Below are 23,389 nucleotides of genomic sequence, written 5' to 3'. Positions count from 1 at the left end.
TACGGGTAGACGGGCCTGCACGGGCACAGCTCCGCAAGCTTCGCCAGCAGCCAAAAACAACGGGGGGAGAGGGGACGCTGGTCGGTCACCTGAGCCGCCCCACCCACCAACCCTTTCGGCAAAAAAGGAGCAACACCATGAACGACTTCATCAAATTCACCGGCCCGGCCGACGTCCTGGCCTTCATTCCGCACACGCTGGGACAGGCCCCCACGGAGTCCTTTGTCGCACTGACCATGCAGGGCAACAAGATCGGCGCGACCCTGCGCGTTGATGTCCCGTTCGGGCAGGATCTCGTCGGCTACGCCCAGACCATCGTCAGCTACCTGACCGCTGACGAGGCCGCCACCGGCAGCCTGCTGGTCATCTACACCGATGAGAGCACGATCGACGGCAGCCGCGCCTACGCCGGGCACGTGCAGGCACTGCGCACCGAACTGGAAACCGCCGGAATGCCATTGCAGGACGCATGGCTGGTGACCTCGGAACTGTGGCGGAACTACCTGTGCACGGATACTAGTTGCTGCCCCGACCAGCCGCTGGATGCGATCACCACCAGCAACGGCAACGCCGCCCTGATCTACCGGGGGAGCGCCGTGACCGGCTTCATCGCACCGGCACCCTTCACCGGAGACGAAGCGGCCCGCGAGGCTATCACCGAGCACACGCCAGACGGCTGGCCCGAAGACCTCGAAGCCAGCCGTGCTGCCTGGGCCAGCGTGCTGAAGGACCCCAAGAGCCTGACGACCCAGACCGCGCACCGGTTGGCAGGAGCGTTGCAGCACCCGATCACCCGGGACTACATGATGGGCGACATCATCACCCACGCCCCGGAGCAGTTCACCTCCGTCATGCTTGGTGTGTTCCTGACCCGCCCGGACTGGGCCCGCGTGGACACGGCGCAGGAAGTCGCGTTCGAGCTGATGAAAGCCACCCCCGAAGGGCAGCGCGCCCCCATGCTGTGCCTGATCGGCTGGCTGGAATGGCTCAAAGGACAATCCAGTTTCGCTGCCCGGTACTTCAAGCTCGCACTGGAGGACACCGCCGGATACCGGCTGGCGGAACTGCTGGGCGAACTGGTCAACCGCGGCCTGCTGGCAGACTGCAGCCGCGACCCGAAAAAGGCCTATGACCGCCGCCTGAAGCGCTAGCTTCGAATAGGGCCGGACTCCACGACAAGAGGGGTCCGGCCCTCCTCTTGGACCTTCCCCAAGTGCGCGGCGGCCTCCCCCGCCAGGGCTCCTCCGGCCGCGTAAACGCTGCGCGGGCACCGCGACTTCCAGCCCGCGCGCAGGAACTGCCGATACTGTGAAAGGACACCGTAGTCCCCACACAACCAAGGAGTCCCGAGCGTGGCAGATCAATTCCGCATGACCGAAGACGATACCGTTGCCCCGGACGCGAGCCCCCTTGAAGACATCCTGGAACTGAGCCTGCTCACCGCAGGCCCAGCCACCGGCCCGGTAGACCGGCCCAGGAAAGACCACCGACACTTCGAGCTATAAGCCAAAGCAGCACTGACGCTGCACCACGAGTTTCCTTTTTGCCGGGGAAGGGAGAAGGGCCGGCTGTCTTGAACTGGTCCCCGAAAGCTGGACTGGCTAAATAAGCCTAAGCTGCGAGGGGTTGAGCACGGTATTGCACCAGGTTCAACCCCTTGAGCGCGTGTTTAGCGGCCCTCCGGATCCTCCAAGGAGTGCGAGGGTGCGCAAGGACCGCGCTCGACGCCTGCTGGAGTCAGCGGCCGCGTGTTTTCACGCCAGAGCGGGAGCGTTTCGAGAGGGGGCGAATTGAAGGACGCCGGGGCAGAGGTCCGCGCCGCCTGGCTTGAAGCCGCTGCGCTTCACGGCGTCAGTCCCGATCTCTAACCATCCCGAAATCCGCGAGTATCCCGGGATTGCCTCGATAATTAGGCATGAGCATCATTTGGGTTGTGATTCTGACGGTCATGGCAACCGTCCTCGCCGGGATTGCAACCAACGCGATTTTTGAAATGGCAAAGAAGCATATTTCCATCCCTGTCGCTGTTGGGCTGATCGCGGGCGCAGCCTTTTTGATGTGGCTTTTAGAGGTAACCGGCACCCCTACAAGCCCCGCCGGGGGCCAGGCCGCCACCCCACCGGCAAACACTGAAACGCCACAGCCCTCCACCCCCTCACCCAGCACCCCTACGCCCAGCCCACCCCCGAGCAGCCCACCTCCCACCACTACCCCGCCGGTCCCACCAACGTCGCTACTGAAGCTCACGTGGGCGAGGGAAAGCACGGACAGTACGAGTGATATTGAATTCAGAGGCCCCATATCGATCGATGGCACCCCCCATGACGAGGCGCTCGTTTTCGACTGCAATATTTGGTGCAACGGGACTTCTCCACAGGTGTACGAAGTTACGCTGGGGCGGAACTTCAAGACTTTCACGGCAACGGCTGCAGTCCTTGACGAATACAACGGACCACACAGGTTCCAGATCCGACTCGACCAGCGCGAACCGCTGTCATATACAACGTCCCCAGCGAACGCAGTGCCCATCAAATTGGACGTTACGGGCGTGACGCGAATACGTGTCGAGTTTTACCGTACAGCTGAGCAGGAAGCCGTTATCGCTTCACATAAGGGCATCTATATGGGTATGGCTCTAGCAAGCCCGATGGTATTTCCGTAAGCAATTGATCAACTTCCGCCAAGCGTGAGTCAGGCCGGTGAGGCGTTGGGGGCGCGGTTCCCACGGATGCCGATAGCGAGCAGTGCCGCCAATGACATTGCGCTGACGACGTACACCTTGCCCCAAGGAGCGTAAGCCCCGCCCGATATGACAAAGGCATCAGCAAGTCCCATTCCGGCTGGAAAGGACGCCATCCAGTGTGCTGGGACGGCCACATGGAGTGGCCTACGTGGGAGCTTCAGGCCCTACCGTCACCGGCCAACTGGGGGGAACGGCCGGTGACGGAGGACACTCTCACTTTACGCCCGCAAAGCCTCGTTTGCGCTGCGCTTCAACCAGTTGATGGGCGTCCGCTGGCGCGGCCGGCTGTAGGGCGTTGCCGGTCCGTCGCAGAGCTCCTGCCCGTCATCACCTGGTTCTTTACAAGCGTTTTTTGTTGCTGTCCCACGGAATCTTCGTGTCCGCTCCGGCCGGTCTTGACAAGAGTTTTGCTTCGGGAATTCAATGGCTCGAAAAAGGGGATGATCCGGTGAGCGGCTCAAGCGCTAGCAGGGGTTCTCGTCCGGCTGCTGATCCTGGAGTCCAGGCAACTGCAGCCCAAAGCAGAGCGGCGTCGGCGTGGTTGTTACGTCAGCGCCGGCGTCAGGTGCGGCGGCAGGATGAATTCCTGCGCCAGGCTGAACTGGCTGTAGCCCGAAGCAGAGCCGAGAGCAGAGCGGCTTTTAACCGAAGCCGGGCGGCGGCTTTGGCGCAGATGATGCGGCAGCGCCGGGCCGAAGAAGCCGCCAAGTGGCCGTCGATGGAGAACGAGCCATGGTCGGCAGGGCAGCTGAATTACCTGCTTCAGCAGGCAGGGCTGACCCCAGGCCTGATCGACCAATGGGCTTCGAGCCCCGAGCGTTCCTGGTACATAGGTCGGCGCTTCTTTCGAAAGCCGCTCGGGAGCAAAAAGAAGTTCGGCATTTACTCCTGGGTGGGTGTGGGGCTGGCCCTCATCGTAGCCGGCGCGTTGATTGCATCCTTCGTTGACGTCGGATGGTGGCCGAACGCGAATGCCTGGGGATGGGCGTTGGCGGGGGCGGGAGCGGTTGTTCTGGGATGGTGCACCGTCCCATATTGGGCCGCACGCCGCGCGTTCAGTGCACGCAGACGAGCTGCAGCGCGATACAGCGTTGATGCAGCCCTTGACGAGTTGCGCATGGCAATGCAGGCCGGTCAAAGCACCAGGACCCAGCTTGCGCGGATGTTCGAGCTGAACAGGAAACAGCTCGATGAATATCAGGAGATTACCAAGAGCCAGCAGCGAACAGCGTTCATCCTGACGTGGAGCGCGGCCGTCGCCGCTTTCCTCATCCTGATTATTGGATCCGCCGTCGCCCTTCAGTTCGCTGACAACCCGGAAGAGAGGTTCATCGCCGGCGGGCTTACCGCGTTGGGCTCTCTGCTCAGCGCGTTCCTTGGCGCCGTCTTCTTCCGGGGACATGATCACGCAGCCAACCAGCTCAACCACTACTACCTTGAACCCTCACTGACCGGCCGGATACTGGCAGTTGAGCGCATGTTGGACCACCTTCCGAACTCCGTAGACAAGACCGAAACAGCGAAATTGATGATGCAGTGGATCCGGGACCTGGAATTTCCGCCCAAGACCCAGGATGGGACCAAAAAACCAGAAGCCCCAAAAAACCCGAGGGCGCCGAAACCGGCGGACCCTAACCTTGCAAATTCCCTCTTCCCACCTGGCTAACCTCCTCGTTGAGATGCGCGCTAAGAAGACCTTCCAGAACGACGTCTAAGCCCCGCGACTCCGACGATAACTAGATTCAAGCCGGATTTAGGGCTGGCCGTGCGAAGTCACTGGTGGCCACAGCGTCGGACGGACCCATCGACCGCGATACCGGACAAGCCGCCTACCGAGGCCGGGGCCTCTCTCACGATTTCAAGGCCCGGCAACATCCCGGCGAACCTTGAACCGGTGGACGAATCCAGAGAAGGACATACTCGCAGGCACGTCGGTTTCCGCTTGAGGCACACCGGTTCAAGTCCGTTTCCAGTATTACCGTTTCCGCTGCGCTTCAACCAGTTGATGGGCGTCCGCTGGCGCGGCCGGCTGCTGGGTCCAGGGCATGCCGTCGCAGAGCTCCGGACCCCCTGAACCTGGTGTGTCTACGACGTTTTTGGCTGCTGTCCTGACGGATTGTACATGCCCGTTCCGGCCCCTCTAGCCCCTCCTTCGTCGGGGCCTGCGCCCCGGAAAAGTCTTCTCCGGCGCTCCTTCGTCGCTTATTTCCTCCGAAGATTTTCCGGGTCTTGCCCTTACGGGTAGACGGGCCTGCACGGGCACAGCTCCGCAAGCTTCGCCAGCAGCCAAAAACAACGGGGGGAGAGGGGACGCTGGTCGGTCACCTGAGCGGCCCACCCACCACCCTTTCGGCAAAAAAGGAGCAACACCATGAACGACCGCATTGCACGCGCAGCCCTGACCCGCCTGTTCGAGCCAAAGGACGCGGTTGGGCGGACCCTCGTGGGCAGGCTCGGCGCGTACGCCGCGCTGCGGCTCGCCACCGGCGCCCAACCTGCCCACACCCTGCCAGACGTGACGGCCGAGGAATTGGCAGAGGCGTCGAAGCGCTGGGCGCCCCGCGTACCGGAGCTGGACCCGGAGAAGGACCTGGCCACCATCGAGCGCCTGGGCGGCGGTTTCCTGATTCCCGGTGATGAGCACTGGCCGACCGGCCTGGACGACCTCCCGGACGCGCCGCTGGGCCTGTGGTACCGGGGCAACATCGGGAACGGGATCCCTGACCCGTCCAACTGTGCGGCACTGGCCGGCTCACGGGACTGCACGAGCTACGGCGCGGCCGTGACCGGCGACATCGCCTACAGCCTGGCCCAGCGCGGAATCTGCGTCATTGCCGGACTCGCCTACGGCATCGACGCCCACGCCCACCGCGCGGCACTGGCCGGAAGCACCGGCAACGGCCCGGCCACCATCGCCGTCCTGGCTGGCGGCCTGGACCGCGACTACCCGTCCGGTAACGCGGATCTCGCGGCCGCAATCCGAGGCAGTGGGCTGACGCTGTCCGAGCTGCCCCCGGGAGCCGCCCCTACCCGGGCAAGGTTTTTGTACAGAAACCGCATCATTGCAGCCCTTGCCGGTGTCACCTGCGTCGTGGAAGCACGTTGGCGCTCCGGTGCCCTGAACACCGCCCACCACGCCGAAACCATCGCCCGTCACGTCGCCGCAGTCCCTGGCAGCGTCCACAGCGCCAACTCCGCAGGTTGCCACCGTCTCCTGAAAGACGGCGGCGCGGCACTGGTGACTGACGCGGCTGAATTGAGCGAACTGCTCGCCAGCTAAACCCACTGGTGGCCGGTCTTTCGGGGCCGGTTACCCGCGGGCGGTCCGCCGTCGTGGCCGGCTTGCGCTGGTGGTCGCCGGCGGCGGACCGCCCATCCCGCAGCAGCCAGGTGCCGGGCGGCGGCCGACGGCGGCAAGCCAGGGGCTGGTGGTGTCGTTGGTTGTCCGTGGCCGGGGGTGGAAGGCAGGCTCGTAGGGCTCGCCCTGGTTTCCGCTGCGCTCCAACCAGTTGAAGGGCGTCCGCTGGCGCGGCCGGCTGTGGGGTCCAGTGCCGGCTCCGCAGGGCTCCGCCGTCCCTGGTCCTGTGTTGTCTGCGACGCTTTTTGGCTGCTGTCCTGACGGATTGTACGTGTCCGCTCCGGCCGGTCTAGCCCCTCCGTTCCTCCGGGGCCTGCGGTGCGGGAAATGTCCCTGCGGCGCTCCTTCGTCGCTGATTTCCTCCGGGAATTTCCCGCCCCTTGCCCTCACGGGTAGACAGGCCTCCGTCGGCCACAGCTCCGCAAGCTTCGCCAGCAGCCAAAAATCAACGGGGGAGAGGGGACGCTGGCCGGTCACCTGAGCCGCCCCACCCACCAACCCTTTCGGCAAAAAAGGAGCAACACCACATGAACGCAGTACCCACGCTTGAGATGCTCGACCCGGCCACGCTGACCGTCGATGTCAACGTCCGCAAGGACGCAGCCCTGACTGCTGATTTCATCGCCAGCATCAAGGAACATGGCGTGATGGAACCGGTGATCGCACACCGGAAGGACGACGGCACCGTGCACGTGCTGATGGGCCAGCGCCGCACACGCGCGGCCGTGCAGGCCGAACGGCCGCTGATCCCGGTGATGATCATCGATTCCCCGGAAGAGGCAGAGCGCATTGTGACGCAGGTGGTGGAGAACATCCAGCGCGCCGAACTGACCGAAGCGGACGAAGCGGACGCCTACCACCAGCTGTCCCTGATCGGTGTCTCGGCGGCCGCGATCGCGAAGAAGACCGGGCGCACCAAGACGACAGTGGAGTCCGCATTGAAGGCCAAGTCCTCAGACGCGGGAGCCGGCGCCCTGGACAAAGGATGGAGCATCGAGGAGGCACTGATCATGGCTGAGTTTGAGTCAGATGAAGAGGCCACGGAGGAGCTCGAGTCGGTCATCATGGACGAACCCGACCAGCTCCTGCACGTCGCGCAGAGGCTGCGCGACCGGCGCGAAAGCGCCGCCGCCCTCGCCGCGCTGATCGCCGAGCTGGAAGCCCAGGGCAAGACCATGGTGGAGGACGCCGGACACTACGCCGACGACGACAACCTCTACGTCACCGCTGCCAAACGGGAGAACGGGGAACCGGCCACCGAGGATGACGCCAACGCCGTCCTGATCACCACGGACTACCGGGGCCAGCACCGGACCCACTCCGTGATCGCTGGGTGGAAGGAGACGGGCTTCGCCCCGAAGTACGAACGCTACGACGGCGGCCGCACAGCGCAGAAAGGCCCCATGACCGAGGAGCAAAAGGCCGAGCGCAAAACCCTGATTGAGAACAACAAGGCGATGCTGTCGGCGCAGGTGGTCCGCCGTGGATTCGTGACCGGCCTGTTGGCCAGGAAGCAGGCACCCAAGGGCTGGCAGTACTTCACCGTCCACGCGATCACACACCACCCCGAAACGGCCAGCGGCTACGACGGCGAGGTGGCCGCTGGCATGGTCGGGGCAAAGGTTGACGAGGCCAAGACTTGGGGCTGGAACCCGCTCCGGACGCACGTGGCAAAATCCACGGCCCGGCCAGAGTTTTCCCTGATCGCGCTGATCTGCGCAGGGTACGAAAAGACCATCGCGAAGGACTCTTGGCGTTCCCCCTCCCAGACCCACAGGGACTACCTAAACCAACTGGTCCTTTGGGGGTACAAGGCATCCACTGTTGAACAGCTGATCATCGACAGCGGCGCACTCGCCGAGGGAGAAACCGAAGCGGCATAAGAACCCCTTGCCGGGCGGAACCCACCGCCCGGCAAGGCAGCTGCCGATCACCGCGAGCGGGCACGGAACCTCCCAAAAGTCGGGCGGTCCGCCGCCAGGGGCGAATCACAGGAGCCACTCACCTGCGGCGGACCGCCAATCCGCGCACCCGGGCACCTCCTCACTAGGTGCCGCGCGTACCAGGGGTCGAAGTCAACGTGCTGCTGGCAGCATCTTTGTGCCGGAGAAACTACGCGGCGATTGGTAGTCAGGCATACATTTCATGGGTGAGTTAGAGTGGATCAAAGATTTCCTTTTGCCGAAGGACAAAAAAGGACCGGAATGTTCCGGTCCTTTTTTGTGTCCAACGGCTTTTCAGGTGTCACGCTGCCGCTGTTGTCTCGCCCGGGGCGTGGGTACTGGTGTCACTGTTCGCTGGAGGATGTGCCGGCGTCCTGGTCGCTTTCCTGCTCTGATCCTGTGGAGCGCCTTGTTGTCCGCCGGCGCTTTACGGCGGATGGTTCGAGGCCGAGTTTCTTGAGTTCGTCGGAGCTCCATCCGTCGCGTGTGGCTTGGACGTAGGCGCGCTTGTCGTCGCGTTCGGCCGCAACAAGCTGGTCACGCAGATCGTTGATGCGCTGGCGGCTTTTCACCAAGGCGGTGACGGATTCGATGCGGGAGTCCAGCAGTGCGCGGGCTTGGTTGCGTGTCTGTTCAATGTCGAGGGTAGCCATGGATCCAGACTAACGATTACGCCGATGCTGTCCGGTGCCTGACGCGCCCCTCGGCGTATGGTATTTCCGACGAGCCTGGAAGATCGTCGGCCAGAATGCCGGCGTTACTGGGATCGCTGAACCAATCCCGCAGATAGTCGTCAGAGTAGCTGACCGTCCGTGCCGTGAACTGGAAGTATTCGGGGCCGATACCCCGCCGCCGCCACTGTCTCAGCTGCGTCGACGAGACGCCGTATTGCCTGGCCACTTTGGTAGGTGAGATGAGAGCCAAAACTGTACCTTTCGCTTGCCCTATGCCGCGTTCCTTTCGGCACGCTTGCCGAAACTTGGCCGGTGAAGGAATTGGCCAGTTGGAGCGGCCGGACCGTGGAATACCGGAGCGGAGCGAGGATATGCCGCGAAAGCCGGCTGCGGAGACTTGCCAAGGAAGGACCGGGCAGTAGCCTCAACCAGCCGAAACGGAACGACGCAGTCGTTTTGAACAAGTCAGACGCGCAGCGTCCTGCAGGGTAGTGCACAGAAACCACCAAAGTGCCAAAAGCAGGTGCAGGTGATTTTTCGGAGCAAGCTAGACGGTTGTGTGCCATAACCCGCGTGTCGATCCACGGCCTGCGGACGACGATCGGCGACACTGAGGTGTCGACCCGGAGATTCCGGGGCGCTGCGCTGGGCATGTGGGGGAGGGGAGCGGGGATGAGCGATGAGCCGAAGTCTCCCCGCCGGTTCTCCCGTCGACGCCGCGCCAACATCGACGGTGCCACCCAGTACGTTCGCGTCTCGATGTCGGAGTTCGAACGCGCACAGCTGAAGGTCCTGGAAGAACGGACCGGACGCAGCCCGTCGGAGATTCTGGTCAGCGCAGCCCTGTACGCGGAAAACTCAGAGTCGCTGGCTGAACGCCGGGCGATGGCAGTGGAATTCATTGCCGCCCGCCGCTACCTTGCAGCCCTGTCGAACAACGTCAACCAGCTGGCCCGGCACGCGAACGCCACCGACGAGTTCCCGGAAGCTGCCCGCACCGTATTGACCCGTGTCCGGGCTGTCGCAGACCGTATCAATACAATGCTGGATTCGATGGTGCGCTGATGATTCCCAACATCACCAAGGGCACCCGCATGCGCGGTCTCATTGCATACCTTGCCGGTCCCGGGAGGGCGAACGAGCACACCGATCCGCACCTGGTTGCGGGCTCACCGTCGATCATGGCTTGGCACAACGATGATGAACTCAGCGCTGACGCCGCCCAGGCCATTGCCAAGGAACTTGACCGCGCCCGAAGTGTCTTGGGTGTCGAGATTCCCGGCGGACACGTCTGGCACTGCTCACTGTCGCTGCGTGCCGAGGAAGGCGACCTCACCGACCAGAAGTGGGCTGATATTGCGCAGGACTTCATGGACGAGATGGGTTTCACCGAAGCCAGCGGCCGCGCGCCGGCACAATGGGTAGCCATCCGTCACGGCCACAGCAAAGCCGGGAACGACCACATCCACATCGCTGCCTCCATGGTCCGCGAGGACGGCACGAAGTGGAGCAGCTGGCGGGACTTCCCCCGTGCACAACAAGCCGCCCGCGGGCTTGAGAAAAAGTACGGCCTGGAAGAACTCTCACCCACCCATTCCACCCGTGGCCTGCGGCCGGGTGAGCGCGAAGCCTCCGCACGGCGCGGCGCACCCGAACCGGAACGCCGGTCCCTGGAACGCAAGGTCCGCGCCTGCGCCACTTCGGCCCAGGATGAGGCCGAATTCATTCGACGCCTCCGCCGTACCGGGGCCCTGGTTCGGCCGCGGTACGCGTCCGGATGTGACGATGTCGTGGTCGGCTACAGCGTGGCCGAACGTCCCCCCAAGGGTGGCCGGCCGGTCTGGTTTGGCGGCGGTCACCTCGCTAAGGACCTTGCGCTGCCCAAGCTCCGTGCCGAGTGGCCTGACAGCCCACAAGGTGCCGCCGCTGCGGTCGCGGAATGGCAGGCAGCTGCACGCGGAGGACGCCCGGTCACGATTGGCCGCGAAGCCCACGAACCGGACCCGCAAATGTGGGAGCACTACAGCAACGAAGTCGCTCGACTGCGCGAAACGCTGCGCTCCGTTCCGCTGGATGACCATGCCACATGGGCGCACGTAGCTCGCGAAACGGCGGGCGCGTTTGCTGCCTGGTCCACGGCGACCGAGGCAACGCCAGGACCCCTGGCGGCCGCAGCAGATGAACTGTCCAAGACGGCGCAACTCCGCCGCTACCCGAACCGCCCGATCCGCAGCGTTGGCCCATCCGCGCGGGGAGCCTCGCTGATGCTCATGACGGCCACCATGGGTGGCAGTGGAACTGCCTCCCAGGCAATCATGCTGCGCCAGCTGCTCAACGTCGCCAAGGCCGTCCACGACATGCACAAGGCATCAAATGATCTGCGCAGAGCACGCCAGATCAGCCACATGGTGAGGCACCAATTGAGCCAGGTTGCTGCCGCCCTGCCGAGCACTCCCGCGCCGGCGCCGGCAGTGGACCGCGAAGCGGCCGAAGCTGTCCGCACGAGCACTGCGGGCCAGGCCCAAGGACGCTCACCCGGTTCGGTGCTGCCACCGACGTACGAGCAGGCACGCACCCACGCGACCACCCGAGGCGGGACCACCCGCCCGGACATTGAAAGATAACACCAGGAGGGGCAACCATGAGTGAATCTGACGGCATCGAGGAAGCCATCGAGGGAATGTCCCGCGTCGGATTGACAGTCGCCGGACGGCTCGGTGAGCAGCTGGCCAGGACACGCGAGCAGGAGCTGCGCCGGGCCCAGGCGGTCGAGGAGCAACAGGCCCGGGAACTGCAGACACGGTTCGACGCCGAGCGTGCTGCTGCCCGCGCCCAGCTCGCCCCGGTCATGGACAACCGCTGGTGGGACACAGCCAACGGCCGCGACGTCGAAAGAGTGCACGAGGCCGCCACCGCGTGGAAGGACCACGACCCTGCAGCGCGCGACGCGGCCGAGACAATCCGCGACCAGGTGCAACGCCGCTACGGCCTCGACATAGACAACCTGGGCGCCGACGAAACAGCGGTTGCTGCCGCCATAGCGAAGGCCGAACAGGACCGCGACCAAGCCCAATCGGAACGCACTACCGGCCGGGACGAGAATGCCCAGGCTGCACAGCTGCTGGCGCAAGCCGACCGAGAAGACAGGAACAGGGCGGCGACCCTTGAGGCACCCTCAAAGGAGGACCTGAACGAAGCCCTGGCCTGGCTCAAAGAGACACAACCCATCGAGGCACATAACTGGGAGCAGCGGCACAACTTCTCGGACAGCGTCGCCGTCGAAAAGGACATGGAAAGGGGCCTGGTCAGAGACTGGACGGCCGCCCGCGACAACCCCCGCGCCGAGCACCTGCAAAATGAAGCCGCAGGCAAATACGACTCCGCCGAACGCCGCCAGGCACTGGTGGCCAGCCTCGAAGGGGTTGCTGACCACGAGGCTGTAGAAGCACGGCTCAATGCCGATCAAGACCAGGCCACACCGCCCAGCGCAGCCGTAGGCAAGGGATCAAGGCCTGCAAAGGCCCGCAAAACGCGCGGAGTTAACGGCCAGACCAAGCCTCTACAGAAAGGCATGAGCCGATAAATTTCGTCTTCGCTACCTGACCCGAGCGCGATGCTTGTAAGCGTTCGTGCCGGGAACTTCGTCCGATCCTCGGGGCCGATCTGACAACGGTCGGCGGCGGTGAGGACGTATCACCAGCGCTCTCCGAGGACCCGCAGATTCAACGACCCTGAAAGGGCTTCGGGATTCTCGTCTGGATTGGAGCCCCCGCATTAGCGGAGGGGCTCTAATTCATTAGGACCGGTGTCCGGCACCGCTACCGGGATTGCCGCACGTGCTCCTTGATGAGGACGTTGACGGCCGCCGAATCCTGGGGAGAAAGCCGGCGGACAAGGTGGCGAACGGCGAAGGGAACCCCTGTCCGGCGCGCACCATGAACTGCCCGAACCGCGAGGACCGCGAGGATCACGAACTCGACGAGTTCGAGGGCCGTCCAGAAAGTCATCTCCCCAGTCCCGCGTCGCCCGGCGAAGTGGATGGCCGCCGCCGATAGAACGGCGACCAGTGACCAGCGGAGAGCGCCATGGCCGAGGCGGTGGGCTGCGGAACGGATGATGACGTAGCCCACCGCCAAAAAGAGCGGCACCGCCAGCAGGAAGTACCGTAATTGCAGGATTAGTATGCTGCTCTCTTCACTGATGTTCAGGTGAAGGACCCAACCAACAGTGGCATAGAAAGATACGACGAGGATGGCGTTCTTGACGGTGATGAGTGCCAGCATCGTCACGAACACTGTTAGAAGCACCGGACGGGTGGGACGGTCATCAGCGATGGCACGGATTTCAGCGTCGCGTGCGTTGCCGGATCCGGCCAGTGCCAGGGCGAAGGCTGACGGGATGAGTCCGGCGGTACCACCCATCGCGGTGGCGAGCGGCTCGGGTACGCCGGACCCGAGAAGGATCAGACTGGTGGCGACGGCCAGTAGGACTCCAAGTCCGATGCCACCCAGGGATTTCCCGAACGGTGTAGGCGCCTGGCGCGCCGGCACGTGTCTCCGGCCCAAGGGTGCGCCCCGATTCCCGCTACGCACGTCGTCCACCAGCAGGTCAACGATCGCCTCCTGTTGTATAGCGGAAAGGCGACGCACCTGGGCGGCCGCGGCGAAGGACAATCGGCTTCGTCGGCCCGCCTCTGCCGCCCACATACCCACACTGAGCTGACAGATCAATGCGACGAATTGGATTACCAGAAGCTGACGCATCGCGAAGGTGCCGCTGGATACCAACCAGACTGCCGATATTGCATCACACAACAGGATGATCCCCAGGGCCCACAGGTGCTCTCGGGAACGCAGGTGGCGCGCGGTCCACCGGAGCAGGAAGTAGGTGCCGAAGCAGAGTGGGATCACCGAGAACCAGAAATATCCGAGCTGCACGGAAACCTGATCCAGGCCGAAATCGCCGCCGGCGATGTAAAAGCCGAATGCCAATCCGCTGACGATGGTGTCCAGGGCCGAACGGAACGCGAAGAGCGCACCCGCCGCGACGGTCACGACGAGGACTGTGGGACGCACGTAACCGCCCGCCGCTCCCGCCTCATACAGCTCATCGTCTTTTTTGCGGGGCCGCAGGGCGTCACCAATTGTGAGGGGCACAGGCAGCACGGCACCGGCAATCACGCCGATGATCGGATCGGGCGTGCCCAGCACGGACAGTGTGTACACGCTGAGGATGCAGAGGATGACGCCCACGAAGAACAGCGAAATCTGGCTACGCGCCGATCGTTCCGGGGTCACCTGCATGGACGTCCCTATCTCCGGAGTCATAGCGTTCTGGCCACCTTCCTCATGTCGCGGACATGGTCAGGCCGGTACCAGTCCGGGGTATAGGTCCACTACGGACCAGGCAGTGTGACGAGCCAACGCCGGCGCGCGGGAGGACAATCTTCTGATCAACAAAAGTAGGGACGACACCGTTACTGAGCCGTTACTCAGGCCGTTGTGGCATGGGAGGGCCGAGGAGGCCGAAAGCGGAGCAGCGCCGGGGGCCTATGGTGCTGCAGATCCTCGCCCCTCCACGTCCTGAATGTTGGGGGTGGCAGCAGTGGTTCCGGGGGGATCCCGCAACGCCGTCCCCAGCCCTGGCCCCTCGACACAGGCCGGGCGCCGCGAGCCGGGGACGGCGTGGTATTGCCGGCCAGTAGTAGTAGGAGTAGTTTGGTTACTACTACTACTACTTTTTGGGGAATTTCGAATGAGCTCGACTGCTCGAGACCGGGTTTTTGCTGCTGCCGAGCAGATCAGCGCCGAGCGGCGCCCCACCGTGTCCACTGTTCGATCTGCTGCGGGCGTTAGTAACGCCGACGCCACCCGCTATCTGAAGGAATGGGCCGAGGAGAAGCAGTCCGCAGGAGGTCAGGTCGCGGCGACCCCGCCGGCCATCCTCGAGCAGGCGGCGCGTCTGGCCGGGGCTGTCTGGGCGGAAGCGTCCGCCCTTGCGAACGAGCGCCACGCCGCCGCCGGCGAGCTCTGGGCCCGGGAGAAAAAGGAGTTGAATGAAGAGGTCGCGGAGCTTGTTGCCGACCTCGACAAAGTGACGGCCGAAAAGGAGTCCGCTGTCTCCGGGCTGGTGGCCAAAATTGAGGAGCTGGAACGCCAGCTAACCACCATTGCCGAGCAGTTAGAGCAGGCCCGCATAGCAGGCCAGGAAGCAATGGCCGAAGCTGCGGCAGCAGCGACTCGGGCGGCCGCCGCGCAGGCCCGAGCAGACGCGCTCCAGGAAGCCCATGACGCGCTGCTACAGCGCATCACCCCCGAGCAGACTCAAAGTGCCGAAGAACCTGATGCCTGATCCTCTAGTCGGGGCCCTTTGCCAACGGCCGGCAGTCGTGCAGCCGCCAGAGGACGGTGGGCGCCTGTCGGGCGGCCGCTCGGAAGATTTCCTTGATTTCACCGGCGAGCTCCTAGGACCGGTAGACCGTACAGTTCGGCTACACGGTGGAATTCAGGGTCCGGTCCGACATTTTCGGAGGTCAGCTGCAGCAGTCCGTTACGGCTGGGGGAGAGGCCCTCGTCAGCCCGCCGGTCCCAGTAGGCCCAGCACCTTCCAGTCAGTGTTTTTGATGGGTAGCTGATACCCAGCGGTTCTGAGCCATCGTCCAACACCGTGCCACGGATGACGTGGGCAAGGAGTGTCGTAAGATCACGGTCGTCTCCGGTGAGGGTGCCGGCCGTGAGGAGCTGCAGGCGTTCGATCAGCCCCGCCGTGGTTGGTGTGAGGGCTTCAAGGGCGCGGAGGGTGACAGCGTCATCTATCTGAACCCACCACCCCTGACCAGGGAGGCGAATTTCGTAAATCGAACGGTCCATTTGCCAGTCCACGGATATGGCCCATGGGACGTCAATCCCGTTCTCCTCGGCCTGGGCACGGACACTGGTGATGTAGTCCTCGACCATCCACCCGATGGATTCCGCGGCCTTGGCCACGGACGCGCGCTGCTGCCGGAAGCCGAGCAACACCTCGGCATAGGCGCACTGACGGGAGTCAGCGAGATAGACCGTCGAGCCTATGCTGTCGTATCGGCCCCGGGAATCGCTGCCTGCGGCTGTACCAATCGGCATCGGGCCAACGATGGAATTCTTCCTGACCGACAACGCGCCGTAGCGGTCCTTCGCCACCCTGAACGAAATCTCGCCTGCGGCCCCAAGAAGGGTCAGCCCCGTCAAGTCGCACTGGCGCACCTTGGCGGTCGTGCTCATGCGGCGAAAGTGTCATTCACGAACGCTTCGGCAGCTCCTAAAACCTCGCGGGAACGCTGCTGCTGGATGTAAAGGACGGGAAGTTCCTCGTCGAGGCGCGGGTTGGCGCCCATCAGCCAAGCCAACGCCACATGCTTGCCTTCGGCAAGTTCAAGCGTTTTCCAGACGCGATGGCCGAGGCGCAGGCGGGATTCGACCTCGGGGCGGGGCTCCGGACCGTCAGGCTTCGCCCAGCGGAACGGGGACGTGCGGTCCTTCACCCCGGCCATGGTCTGGACGACCGTCGTGCCCAGATTTTCATTGAGCTCGCGCACAAGGTCGTGGATATTCATCCGCGTCGTACCCAAATGAATGTCATGACGGGTCGTTGCTTCCATGTCTCCATTATCCCCGCACTGCAAGCCTAAAGCAACTGAAAAGCAACATAAAAACAGGTTGCGCCTATCGTCTGGACTATCAACGTACTTTCCGATGGAAAGGCCGGGCAGCTCCCTGGTTGACGGCGCGACTACGCGGAGCGAAGCTCGGGCCACCGGTAGGCTTTAGCTTCGTGCACATGATCCACCGGCTGACTCAGGCGACGCCCACACCTCACCCTTCTTTCAACAGCAGCGTGCCCAGTTTGTTCGACGCCAAGGACTACGTCACGGCAATTGCAGCGACGCTGTCGGTCACTCTGATCCTGGGTTTTGTTGCTGTCATCAAGCGGGCGAAGATCGGGACAGTCTTCAAGCGCCTTGGTTCGTTCGTCACGGACAGGTGGAACAGGCTCAAAACACCGGTAGATACCATCCCGGACCTTGAACAGCGGCTACAAGCAGCCGAGGAAGAGGCGACCGCGCACCAGAAGGCCAGGGAGGTCGCGGTGCAGCAGTTGGACGATGTGAAGTCCAAGTTCCGCTCGTTCCGATCGACGACAAGGACATTGGACGATCTGGGCGAAGAAGAATTCAAAGCGTGGTGTGAGGCCAACGGGTACGAAGCGAGCCGATCGCACAAGCCTAAACTCCCCGCGCGTTGGACCTGTAAAGTGCATTGGGCCGGGGGCAGCGGCCTCAACCCAAGCAATATTGTCCTGACCAATATTGGACCTGGCGCCGCCTTCCACGTCTTGCTGGACGCAGGCAACAACATAGGCGCTCCCCAAGGCGAAACTTATTGGGAAGAAGTTGGTCCGGGTGAGTCGCGCAGTTCCGAAGTCCTACCCCGTAGTGTCCGACGCTGGGGAGGACAACCTGTACTGAAACTGAGTTGGCGCAACGAGGACGGCCAAGAACAGAGTCAAGGGCTCACCCTTTCCAAACCCCCGCATGTTCGGGAGCTCGAAGACGACCCCACCGTCGACTGATGACCCTGCTGCGGGCATAGAGGTGAAAATCTCCCGGCACGCCACCTGGGTTGCAAACCGTCCAGCGTGGGAGTCCGCTACCGGCTATCGCCTCGCCACGACAGCCCCCGAGGGTTGACGCGGTAACCCATTGCGGCAGAGAGCCGGCATGGGGACTTGACGCCGGAGTAGACCATTGTCTGCGTCTACCGCTTATTTAGCGTGATTTGATATTCTGAATTAACCGATGGTCTATGTCCTGTCAAACTGACAACTTGACATAATCTTTATTATCGGCGTTTGATGCTCGGTGGCAGAGGTGCCCAGACAAGCGAGCAGGCGCTGGCGTTCGAAAACGCCAGCGCCTGCTAAAGGCTGTTATGTAGAGAAAGCGGCACTCAGACCGTTAGTTCGTCAGTGCTTGTGTCGGAGTTTTGGGCTTCGGGTGTTGGGTGTCCACTGAGCGTTGTTAGGGCCAGTACGCCAGCGATGACGAGAATAGCGGCGGCGACTAGCAACGCTGTACTGTATCCCGCCGTGAGAGCTGCCCCGGGGCTGACGCCCGCGCGTTCGTGCGGCGCTGAGATGGTGGCCGCGACAGCGGCCAGCACGGCTAGACCGAGAGCGACGCCGATCTGCTGGGCTGAGTTGAGCAGCGCCGAGGCGATCCCTGCCTTGTCCTGGTCGACGTGGTAAACGGCGGCCTGTGTGAGCGCTATGACGCCCAGGCCGAATCCGAGGGCGAGTACGAACATGGCCGGTGCCAGGTGGAGCCAGTAGCTGGCGTCCTCGGCGATGGTGGAAAACCAGAGCGCAGCGACGGCGCTGAGGAGTGCCCCCGTTGCAGCGACGACACGCGGTGCTATCTTCAGCAGAAGCTTCGGGGCACTACCGGCGCCCAGTATGAGTCCGGCAGCGAACGGCAGCCAGGCGGCACCGGTCTGGAGCGGGCTGAATTGCTGGACCTGCTGGAGGTAGAGGGTGATGACATAGAAAGTGCCCATCGGGCCAATGGCGAGCAGGAGCATGGTGGCGTAGGCGCCGGTACGGTTGCGGTCTCTGAAGAGGCTTAGGGGCACCAGAGGGTTTTTGCTGCGCGCCTGGGTGAGCGTGAATACCAGGAGCAGGAGCGCGGAAGCGCCGAAGAGGACCAGTGCAGCCGGGTCAGTGAAGCCGGCCTCACCGAAACGTGTAATCGCGTACACGAGCGCAACCATTCCACTGGTGCCCAGAACGGCACCGAGGATGCCGAGCTGTCCCTGATGGCCACCCTTGGTCGGGAGGGCCCGGCTGCCCAGGAGAACGAACAGGCCGATGGGGATGTTAATGAAAAACACCCAGCGCCAGCCCAGAGTGTCTGTCAGAACGCCTCCAAGAAGCAGGCCTATGACGATGCCGAGGGCGGACATCCCCCCATAGAGGGACAAGGCCCTGTCGCGCATCTTACGGTCCTGGAACGTAGTCGAAATCAGCGCCAGTGCGTTAGGGGCTGCCATGGCTGCACCCAAACCCTGGGCGGCCCTGGCGATGACGAGCACTTCTGTGCTCTGCCCGAGTCCTCCGGCCAAGGAGGCGAGTACGAAGATTGCGATGCCGAGCTGCAAGGTGCGACGCCGCCCCCACAGGTCGCCGATGCGGCCACCCAGCAGGAGCAATGCGCCAAACGCCAGGATATAGGCGTTGACAACCCATGGCAGGTGAAGGGCTCCCACGCCCAGGTCCCGCTGGATGCTGGGTAGTGCAATGTTCACGATCGAGTCATCCAGCACCAGCATTAGCTGCGTGGTTGCGATGACCAGCAGGGGTATCAAACCGCTTTGCCGTCCTGTTTTGGGTGTCAATTCGTCTCCTACGTTCCGGTGGGAACTTATCCACTTGTCACTTCGTACCGGTACCCCCTAGGGGTATCGGTTCTATCCAAATTTATACCCCCTAGGGGTATCTGCGTCAAGTGAAGCGGACAGTCTGAGGTGGGTATAGGACGCAAACGCGGACGCATGGTTTCGTCCCGTGGCCCTCCAAATCCTCGATGGGAAATAAGTGGTTCGGCGGTTCCAGTCCTCGATGACACATGGCCTGAGCGGGGTTCCAGTGTGCCCAGTATCGGGGGGGCAGTACAGCTTTCGTACTTGTCTGGTCCACAGACCAAGTCGCTGAATTGAAGTAAGGCGTCAGCGCCGACGTCTTACACGACGAAGGAGTAGAGGAAGAATATGACTGCAAACCTCGCGCGCATGCAGAAGGCCAATTTTGTTGACGAGGACGAATACGAACTCATTACTATCGGGCGGATTACGAAGAGGATGGTGACCCTTGAGGGGGCCAGCGCTCTTCTCGTCCGTTTCCCTGTGGGGGCCTCGGTGACGGAAGACGCGGTAAAGACCGGAATTCTCGACACGGATATGTGTCCAATGCCGCATGTCGCCTACATACTTCAAGGCAGTCTGGGGGTTCGACAGCGTAGCGGATCTGAGGAGGAATTCTCTGCCGGAGACCTTATGATGTTGCCCCCGGAGCATGAAGCATGGACCGTCGGGGACGAGGATTGCGTCTTTATCGAATTCATGCGCGGGACCAGTGACGTCTACGATTACTGGCCGGAGCACTGAGACGGGTCAGCCTGCACGATGTGATGTCCTTGCACGGTGAGCGCGAGAGATTGCGCTCATCAAGGGCATGGCCTCCCGTTAGGCAAGTAGTAGTGCCTAACGGGAGGCCTGTTACGCGGGAGACAACGAACTCACATCCGTCTGGCCTGGACTCTTGCCCTTACGGCGGCCAGAAGTTTTTAGCGGACTATCCCTGTCCGGCATCCTATTCATAGTCTGCACAGTATGACGCCGTCGGGTTGGACGGCAGCCAAGCTGCCTACTTCTTTCGCCGGCGGTCTGCCTGTTCTACCAGTTCCGTAATCCATGGCCGATGTCCGCGTCGAAATTCCATCCACTCCGGCAGGCCCTGAATGGACGGGCCAGACTTGTCGATGTCGATAGTGATTCGACCGCCACCAACCGGTGCGTTGGTGATGTGCAGATCCCCGTAGGTTTCGGGCAGTACAGGATCCATCCATAGTTCCCGACGAGAGACATGAACGTCGTACTGCATCAGGTTTGTCACGAGGAGGATTGGGGCGGTTGCTGCCCAAGCCTGGGGCGAGCACGCGGTTGGATAAGGTACGGGTTCGGCGAACTGGTCGCGGCTGAAGCCGCAGAAGAGCTCGGGCAAGCGCCCACCTGACCATTCCGCGGCTTCCAGCATCGCAGTAGAAATACGCTGAGCTTCCTCCACGAAGCCGTATCGCAGCAGACCGGCCGCGATGATGGCATTGTCGTGGGGCCATACTGAACCGTTGTGATAGCTGGCCGGGTTGTATGCACCCATGTCGCTGGCCAGGGTCCGTATACCCCACCCGCTGAACATTTCCGGAGACATAAGCCGCTCGACAACCTGGGAAGCCTTGTCCTCGTCAACGAGGCCGTACACGAGACAGTGGCCCATGTTGGAGGCACAGGCGTCCACCTGGCGTTTCCTGCCGTCGAGGGCTATTGCAAAGTACCCGCGATCCGGAATCCAGAACTGCTCGTTAAACCTTCGTTTGAGCTCTGCTGCCCGATCGGAGAGTTCATCTCCCCGTGCGGTGTCCCCAGCGTCGTATGCCATCCAGGCGCGGGAAGTGTACGCGGCATAGACGTAGGCCTGAACTTCACAGAGCGCGATCGGGGGCTCCGCGAGTGTTCCATCGGCAAAATTGATCCCGTCCCAGGAGTCCTTCCAGCCCTGGTTGATCAGCCCTTGGTCGTTGAGACGTTCATATTCGACGAAACCGTCGCCATCTTTGTCCCCGTAATGCCGGATCCAATCCAAGGCGCGGTCCGCGTGAGGCAGTAAATCAGCGATAATATCAGCACCAAATCCCCACCGGCTGACGGCTCCAAGCACATCCACAAACAGTGGCGTCGCGTCGACGCTCCCGTAGTAGGCCGATTTGCCTCCAAGGGCCAAACCAGCGTTGACGCTAAACCTTACTTCGTGCAGGATCTTGCCGGGCTCTTCCTCCGTCAGCGGGTCCACGACGCTTCCTTGCCGGTCCGCCAGCGTCTGCAGCGTCCCTAGGGCCAGTGATGGATCCACCGGTAACGCCATTTCTGAGGCCCACAAGGAATCACGGCCAAAGAGCGTCATGAACCACGGGGCACCTGCAGCCACCACAACACGCTCTGGATGGTTCGGGTCTTCAATCCGGAGGGCACCCAAGTCATCGTAGCTCCGCCGTAAGGTCCGCTCTATGGATCGATTACTCATGTGTACGACCGGAATCTTGGCAACCCATTCCTTGCGGCGCCGGTCACTTGGGGACAACACTTCCCCATCAGGGTGGACAAGTGCAGCGCTCCGCGCGGAGCCTTCGACCTCAGCCGTAGCACTGACAATCGCGCTCCAGTGACCGTGTGGCGGGACCGATACCCGATAGGTGGCCGCTTCCGGCTTCACGTCGGCTCCTGGCGCCTGAATGACTACCCGCTTTCGCATGCCTTGCCAAGCCCCGTCAATGGTCAACTGGTCCCGGTCGACATGGCGGCTTGCATCCCACGTTCGCTGAATCCGGGCTTCCTTCACTTCGAAAAGGTCCGCGAAATCCGCTTCAACCTCCAGGGAAATCACGCACTGGACGGGCTTTGTTGAGAAATTGCGAACCGTAAGTTGTTCTCGGAGACCGGCCCCGACTTCCCGCAGCCGCTCTACAATCAGCGGACTGTCCGCGTATCCGTCGGAGCGGGGAACCCGACCTGCAAACAGGGCACGGAAAGGCTCCCGGGTCTCGGCAGCCAGGGACTCAAGCGGGTGACTGTTGACTGTCAAGTTCCAGCGGGACAGGAAGCGGGTGTCCTGGACGAACAGGCCATGCGGGTGCTCAGGATGGATGTCGCCATTGGGCAAGGAAATGCAGAACGAGGTTTCCTCGACCAGGGTGACGGTCCCTGCCCCTACTGGCCCGGCCGCCGTGTCAGCATTCCATCCAGCCATCCTGGTTCCTCCAAGAAAGCAGCGCCGGCACCATGTGGTCTTAGGCACGCTGTGCGACGGCTTGTTTACTTGACCCTACTCTCCCCTGGTAAAGGGATGTAGACCCTGTTCCATATCCTGCGTTGCTTCCAGACAAGGAACTGGACCAGCGGATCAAACGGCGAAAAAAGCAGGGAAAGGTGGCGAGCCTACAATCCTCAGAGGCATCTGGAATCGGGGCACTAAACGCTAGAAGGCTGCTGCTCGAGGAGTGAACCAACCGGAGAACTCCGCTGCCCACTCGTGGGGACCAACAAATCCGATAGAGCCCAACTGCCGTGCATCCTCACAGCGGCGAAGACCCCACCACAGATCGTAGAGGACCCGCGGGGCGACATGGATCTGAAGATCCGGGGTACGTTCTGAGCGGCCGATGCTCGCGGTTGTCTTGCTGTTTTCCCTGCAGATCCAACCCTGGAAGGGTGCTCCCCTGACGTTGTCGAACTCGAATGCCAGGACAAGCGACTTCCGAGGCAGGGAATCTGTCACGAGGCTGCGGCCCATGTGTTCGAGCAGTGTGCCAAGACCTGCCCGCAGATCATTCTCAAAGGGCTCTTGCCATCGACTTGCCCAGAGACCGAGCGACTCCAAGGTCTCCCGCAACCCGTAGCCGATCGGCGTCAATCTGTAGCGGCGCGAGCCGCGGGGGCCGGTTTCATCGTTGCGAACGACAAGCTCCAGCTGGACCAGCCGCTTAAGCCGCTGGGAGAGCAGCGTCCGTGAGAGATCAGGCAGCGCGCGGGACATATCATTGAACCCCATCTCACCGCCGAGCAGTTCACGCACGATCAACAGGGACCAGCGGTCGCCCAGCAGCCGCAGCCCTTGCGATACGGACCAATAATCGGCATTCAGGCGCCCGGCAGCATCCGCCAGGTCGTCGTGTTCTCGGGGGAGTTGCTCTGCAATGGTCGTCATCGTCCCTGAGCTCCAAGCGGTCTGTGAGTAGTGCTGCCGCCATTCTTCCCGACCGGTCAGGCAGCTGTATGTGCGCCGCGCACATAAGTTCACGCCATGCTGT

Annotated in this window: 20 protein-coding genes; 12 read left to right on the top strand and 8 right to left on the bottom strand. The window is 62.7% G+C overall.

Going from position 1 to position 23,389, the window contains the following annotated elements; all coding sequences use genetic code 11:
- Positions 1-137: 137 nt before the first annotated feature.
- Both B5520_RS18795 and B5520_RS22830 read left to right on the top strand, forming a co-directional pair.
- Entirely contained in the window at positions 138-1,151 is a 1,014-nt protein-coding gene (locus tag B5520_RS18795; protein WP_079598586.1) for a DUF4192 domain-containing protein, read from the top strand.
- 201 nt (positions 1,152-1,352) lie between these two features.
- Positions 1,353-1,505, top strand: a complete 153-nt coding sequence (locus tag B5520_RS22830; RefSeq protein ID WP_176156920.1) for a hypothetical protein — start codon at positions 1,353-1,355, stop codon at positions 1,503-1,505.
- 346 nt (positions 1,506-1,851) lie between these two features.
- Here the strand turns inward: B5520_RS22830 and B5520_RS23095 are convergent, their stop codons facing one another.
- Positions 1,852-2,247 (bottom strand): hypothetical protein, encoded by a 396-nt coding sequence (locus B5520_RS23095; protein ID WP_254865640.1) that lies wholly within the window; start codon positions 2,245-2,247, stop codon positions 1,852-1,854.
- On the opposite strand from B5520_RS23095, the gene B5520_RS23285 reads away from it, so the two are divergent.
- The 4 genes from B5520_RS23285 to B5520_RS18775 all read left to right on the top strand — a co-directional run bounded on the left by B5520_RS23285 (position 2,237) and on the right by B5520_RS18775 (position 7,984).
- Positions 2,237-2,662: an NPCBM/NEW2 domain-containing protein gene (locus B5520_RS23285; RefSeq protein WP_368483729.1), complete on the top strand. Its 426-nt coding sequence runs from the start codon at positions 2,237-2,239 to the stop codon at positions 2,660-2,662. The two genes, B5520_RS23095 and B5520_RS23285, sit on opposite strands and share 11 nt — an antisense overlap.
- 436 nt (positions 2,663-3,098) lie before the next feature.
- Complete coding sequence (locus tag B5520_RS18785) at positions 3,099-4,409, top strand: TRADD-N-associated membrane domain-containing protein (RefSeq protein WP_139386268.1); 1,311 nt, start codon at positions 3,099-3,101, stop codon at positions 4,407-4,409.
- A gap of 705 nt (positions 4,410-5,114) precedes the next feature.
- Positions 5,115-6,023, top strand: coding sequence for a DNA-processing protein DprA (gene dprA / locus B5520_RS18780; protein ID WP_079598583.1), 909 nt, complete (start codon positions 5,115-5,117; stop codon positions 6,021-6,023).
- A 605-nt stretch (positions 6,024-6,628) separates the two neighbouring features.
- A complete protein-coding gene (locus B5520_RS18775; protein WP_079598582.1) occupies positions 6,629-7,984 on the top strand; it encodes a ParB/RepB/Spo0J family partition protein in 1,356 nt (451 codons plus the stop codon).
- A gap of 404 nt (positions 7,985-8,388) precedes the next feature.
- Here B5520_RS18775 and B5520_RS18770 read toward each other — a convergent pair whose 3' ends face one another.
- Positions 8,389-8,697, bottom strand: a complete 309-nt coding sequence (locus B5520_RS18770; protein WP_079598581.1) for a hypothetical protein — start codon at positions 8,695-8,697, stop codon at positions 8,389-8,391.
- A 693-nt stretch (positions 8,698-9,390) separates the two neighbouring features.
- On the opposite strand from B5520_RS18770, the gene mobC reads away from it, so the two are divergent.
- The 3 genes from mobC to B5520_RS18750 are packed head-to-tail and all read left to right on the top strand — an operon-like array spanning position 9,391 to position 12,301.
- On the top strand, positions 9,391-9,783 hold the full coding sequence (gene mobC, locus B5520_RS18760) for a plasmid mobilization relaxosome protein MobC (RefSeq protein WP_079598580.1): 393 nt from the start codon (positions 9,391-9,393) through the stop codon (positions 9,781-9,783).
- Positions 9,783-11,342: a relaxase/mobilization nuclease domain-containing protein gene (locus B5520_RS18755; protein ID WP_079598579.1), complete on the top strand. Its 1,560-nt coding sequence runs from the start codon at positions 9,783-9,785 to the stop codon at positions 11,340-11,342. Before mobC ends, B5520_RS18755 begins: the two co-directional genes overlap by 1 nt.
- 17 nt (positions 11,343-11,359) lie before the next feature.
- Positions 11,360-12,301, top strand: a complete 942-nt coding sequence (locus B5520_RS18750) for a hypothetical protein (RefSeq protein WP_079598578.1) — start codon at positions 11,360-11,362, stop codon at positions 12,299-12,301.
- A gap of 235 nt (positions 12,302-12,536) precedes the next feature.
- Here B5520_RS18750 and B5520_RS18745 read toward each other — a convergent pair whose 3' ends face one another.
- Positions 12,537-14,021, bottom strand: coding sequence for a hypothetical protein (locus B5520_RS18745; RefSeq protein WP_139386267.1), 1,485 nt, complete (start codon positions 14,019-14,021; stop codon positions 12,537-12,539).
- A gap of 451 nt (positions 14,022-14,472) precedes the next feature.
- Between B5520_RS18745 and B5520_RS18740 the strand changes: the two genes are divergently transcribed.
- On the top strand, positions 14,473-15,069 hold the full coding sequence (locus B5520_RS18740) for a DNA-binding protein (RefSeq protein ID WP_079598576.1): 597 nt from the start codon (positions 14,473-14,475) through the stop codon (positions 15,067-15,069).
- A gap of 98 nt (positions 15,070-15,167) precedes the next feature.
- On the opposite strand, the gene B5520_RS18735 is transcribed toward B5520_RS18740, so the two are convergent.
- Together B5520_RS18735 and B5520_RS18730 are read right to left on the bottom strand one after the other, a co-directional pair.
- Entirely contained in the window at positions 15,168-15,977 is an 810-nt protein-coding gene (locus tag B5520_RS18735; protein WP_079598575.1) for a hypothetical protein, read from the bottom strand.
- Complete coding sequence (locus B5520_RS18730; protein WP_139386266.1) at positions 15,974-16,354, bottom strand: hypothetical protein; 381 nt, start codon at positions 16,352-16,354, stop codon at positions 15,974-15,976. Before B5520_RS18730 ends, B5520_RS18735 begins: the two co-directional genes overlap by 4 nt.
- A 179-nt stretch (positions 16,355-16,533) precedes the next feature.
- Here B5520_RS18730 and B5520_RS18725 point away from each other — a divergent pair, with 179 nt between their 5' ends.
- Entirely contained in the window at positions 16,534-17,325 is a 792-nt protein-coding gene (locus B5520_RS18725; RefSeq protein ID WP_139386265.1) for a hypothetical protein, read from the top strand.
- 377 nt (positions 17,326-17,702) lie between these two features.
- On the opposite strand, the gene B5520_RS18720 is transcribed toward B5520_RS18725, so the two are convergent.
- Positions 17,703-19,145: an MFS transporter gene (locus tag B5520_RS18720; RefSeq protein WP_254865639.1), complete on the bottom strand. Its 1,443-nt coding sequence runs from the start codon at positions 19,143-19,145 to the stop codon at positions 17,703-17,705.
- A gap of 372 nt (positions 19,146-19,517) precedes the next feature.
- Between B5520_RS18720 and B5520_RS18715 the strand changes: the two genes are divergently transcribed.
- Complete coding sequence (locus B5520_RS18715; protein WP_056331939.1) at positions 19,518-19,913, top strand: hypothetical protein; 396 nt, start codon at positions 19,518-19,520, stop codon at positions 19,911-19,913.
- A gap of 259 nt (positions 19,914-20,172) precedes the next feature.
- Here B5520_RS18715 and B5520_RS18710 read toward each other — a convergent pair whose 3' ends face one another.
- Both B5520_RS18710 and B5520_RS18705 read right to left on the bottom strand, forming a co-directional pair.
- Positions 20,173-22,329 (bottom strand): amylo-alpha-1,6-glucosidase, encoded by a 2,157-nt coding sequence (locus B5520_RS18710; protein WP_079598572.1) that lies wholly within the window; start codon positions 22,327-22,329, stop codon positions 20,173-20,175.
- A gap of 228 nt (positions 22,330-22,557) precedes the next feature.
- On the bottom strand, positions 22,558-23,286 hold the full coding sequence (locus B5520_RS18705) for a winged helix-turn-helix transcriptional regulator (RefSeq protein WP_079598571.1): 729 nt from the start codon (positions 23,284-23,286) through the stop codon (positions 22,558-22,560).
- Positions 23,287-23,389 lie beyond the last annotated feature (103 nt).

Origin of the sequence: Arthrobacter sp. P2b (assembly GCF_900168295.1) — a bacterium.
GTDB lineage: Bacteria > Actinomycetota > Actinomycetes > Actinomycetales > Micrococcaceae > Arthrobacter.
This window is presented reverse-complemented; position numbering and strand designations above follow the sequence as displayed.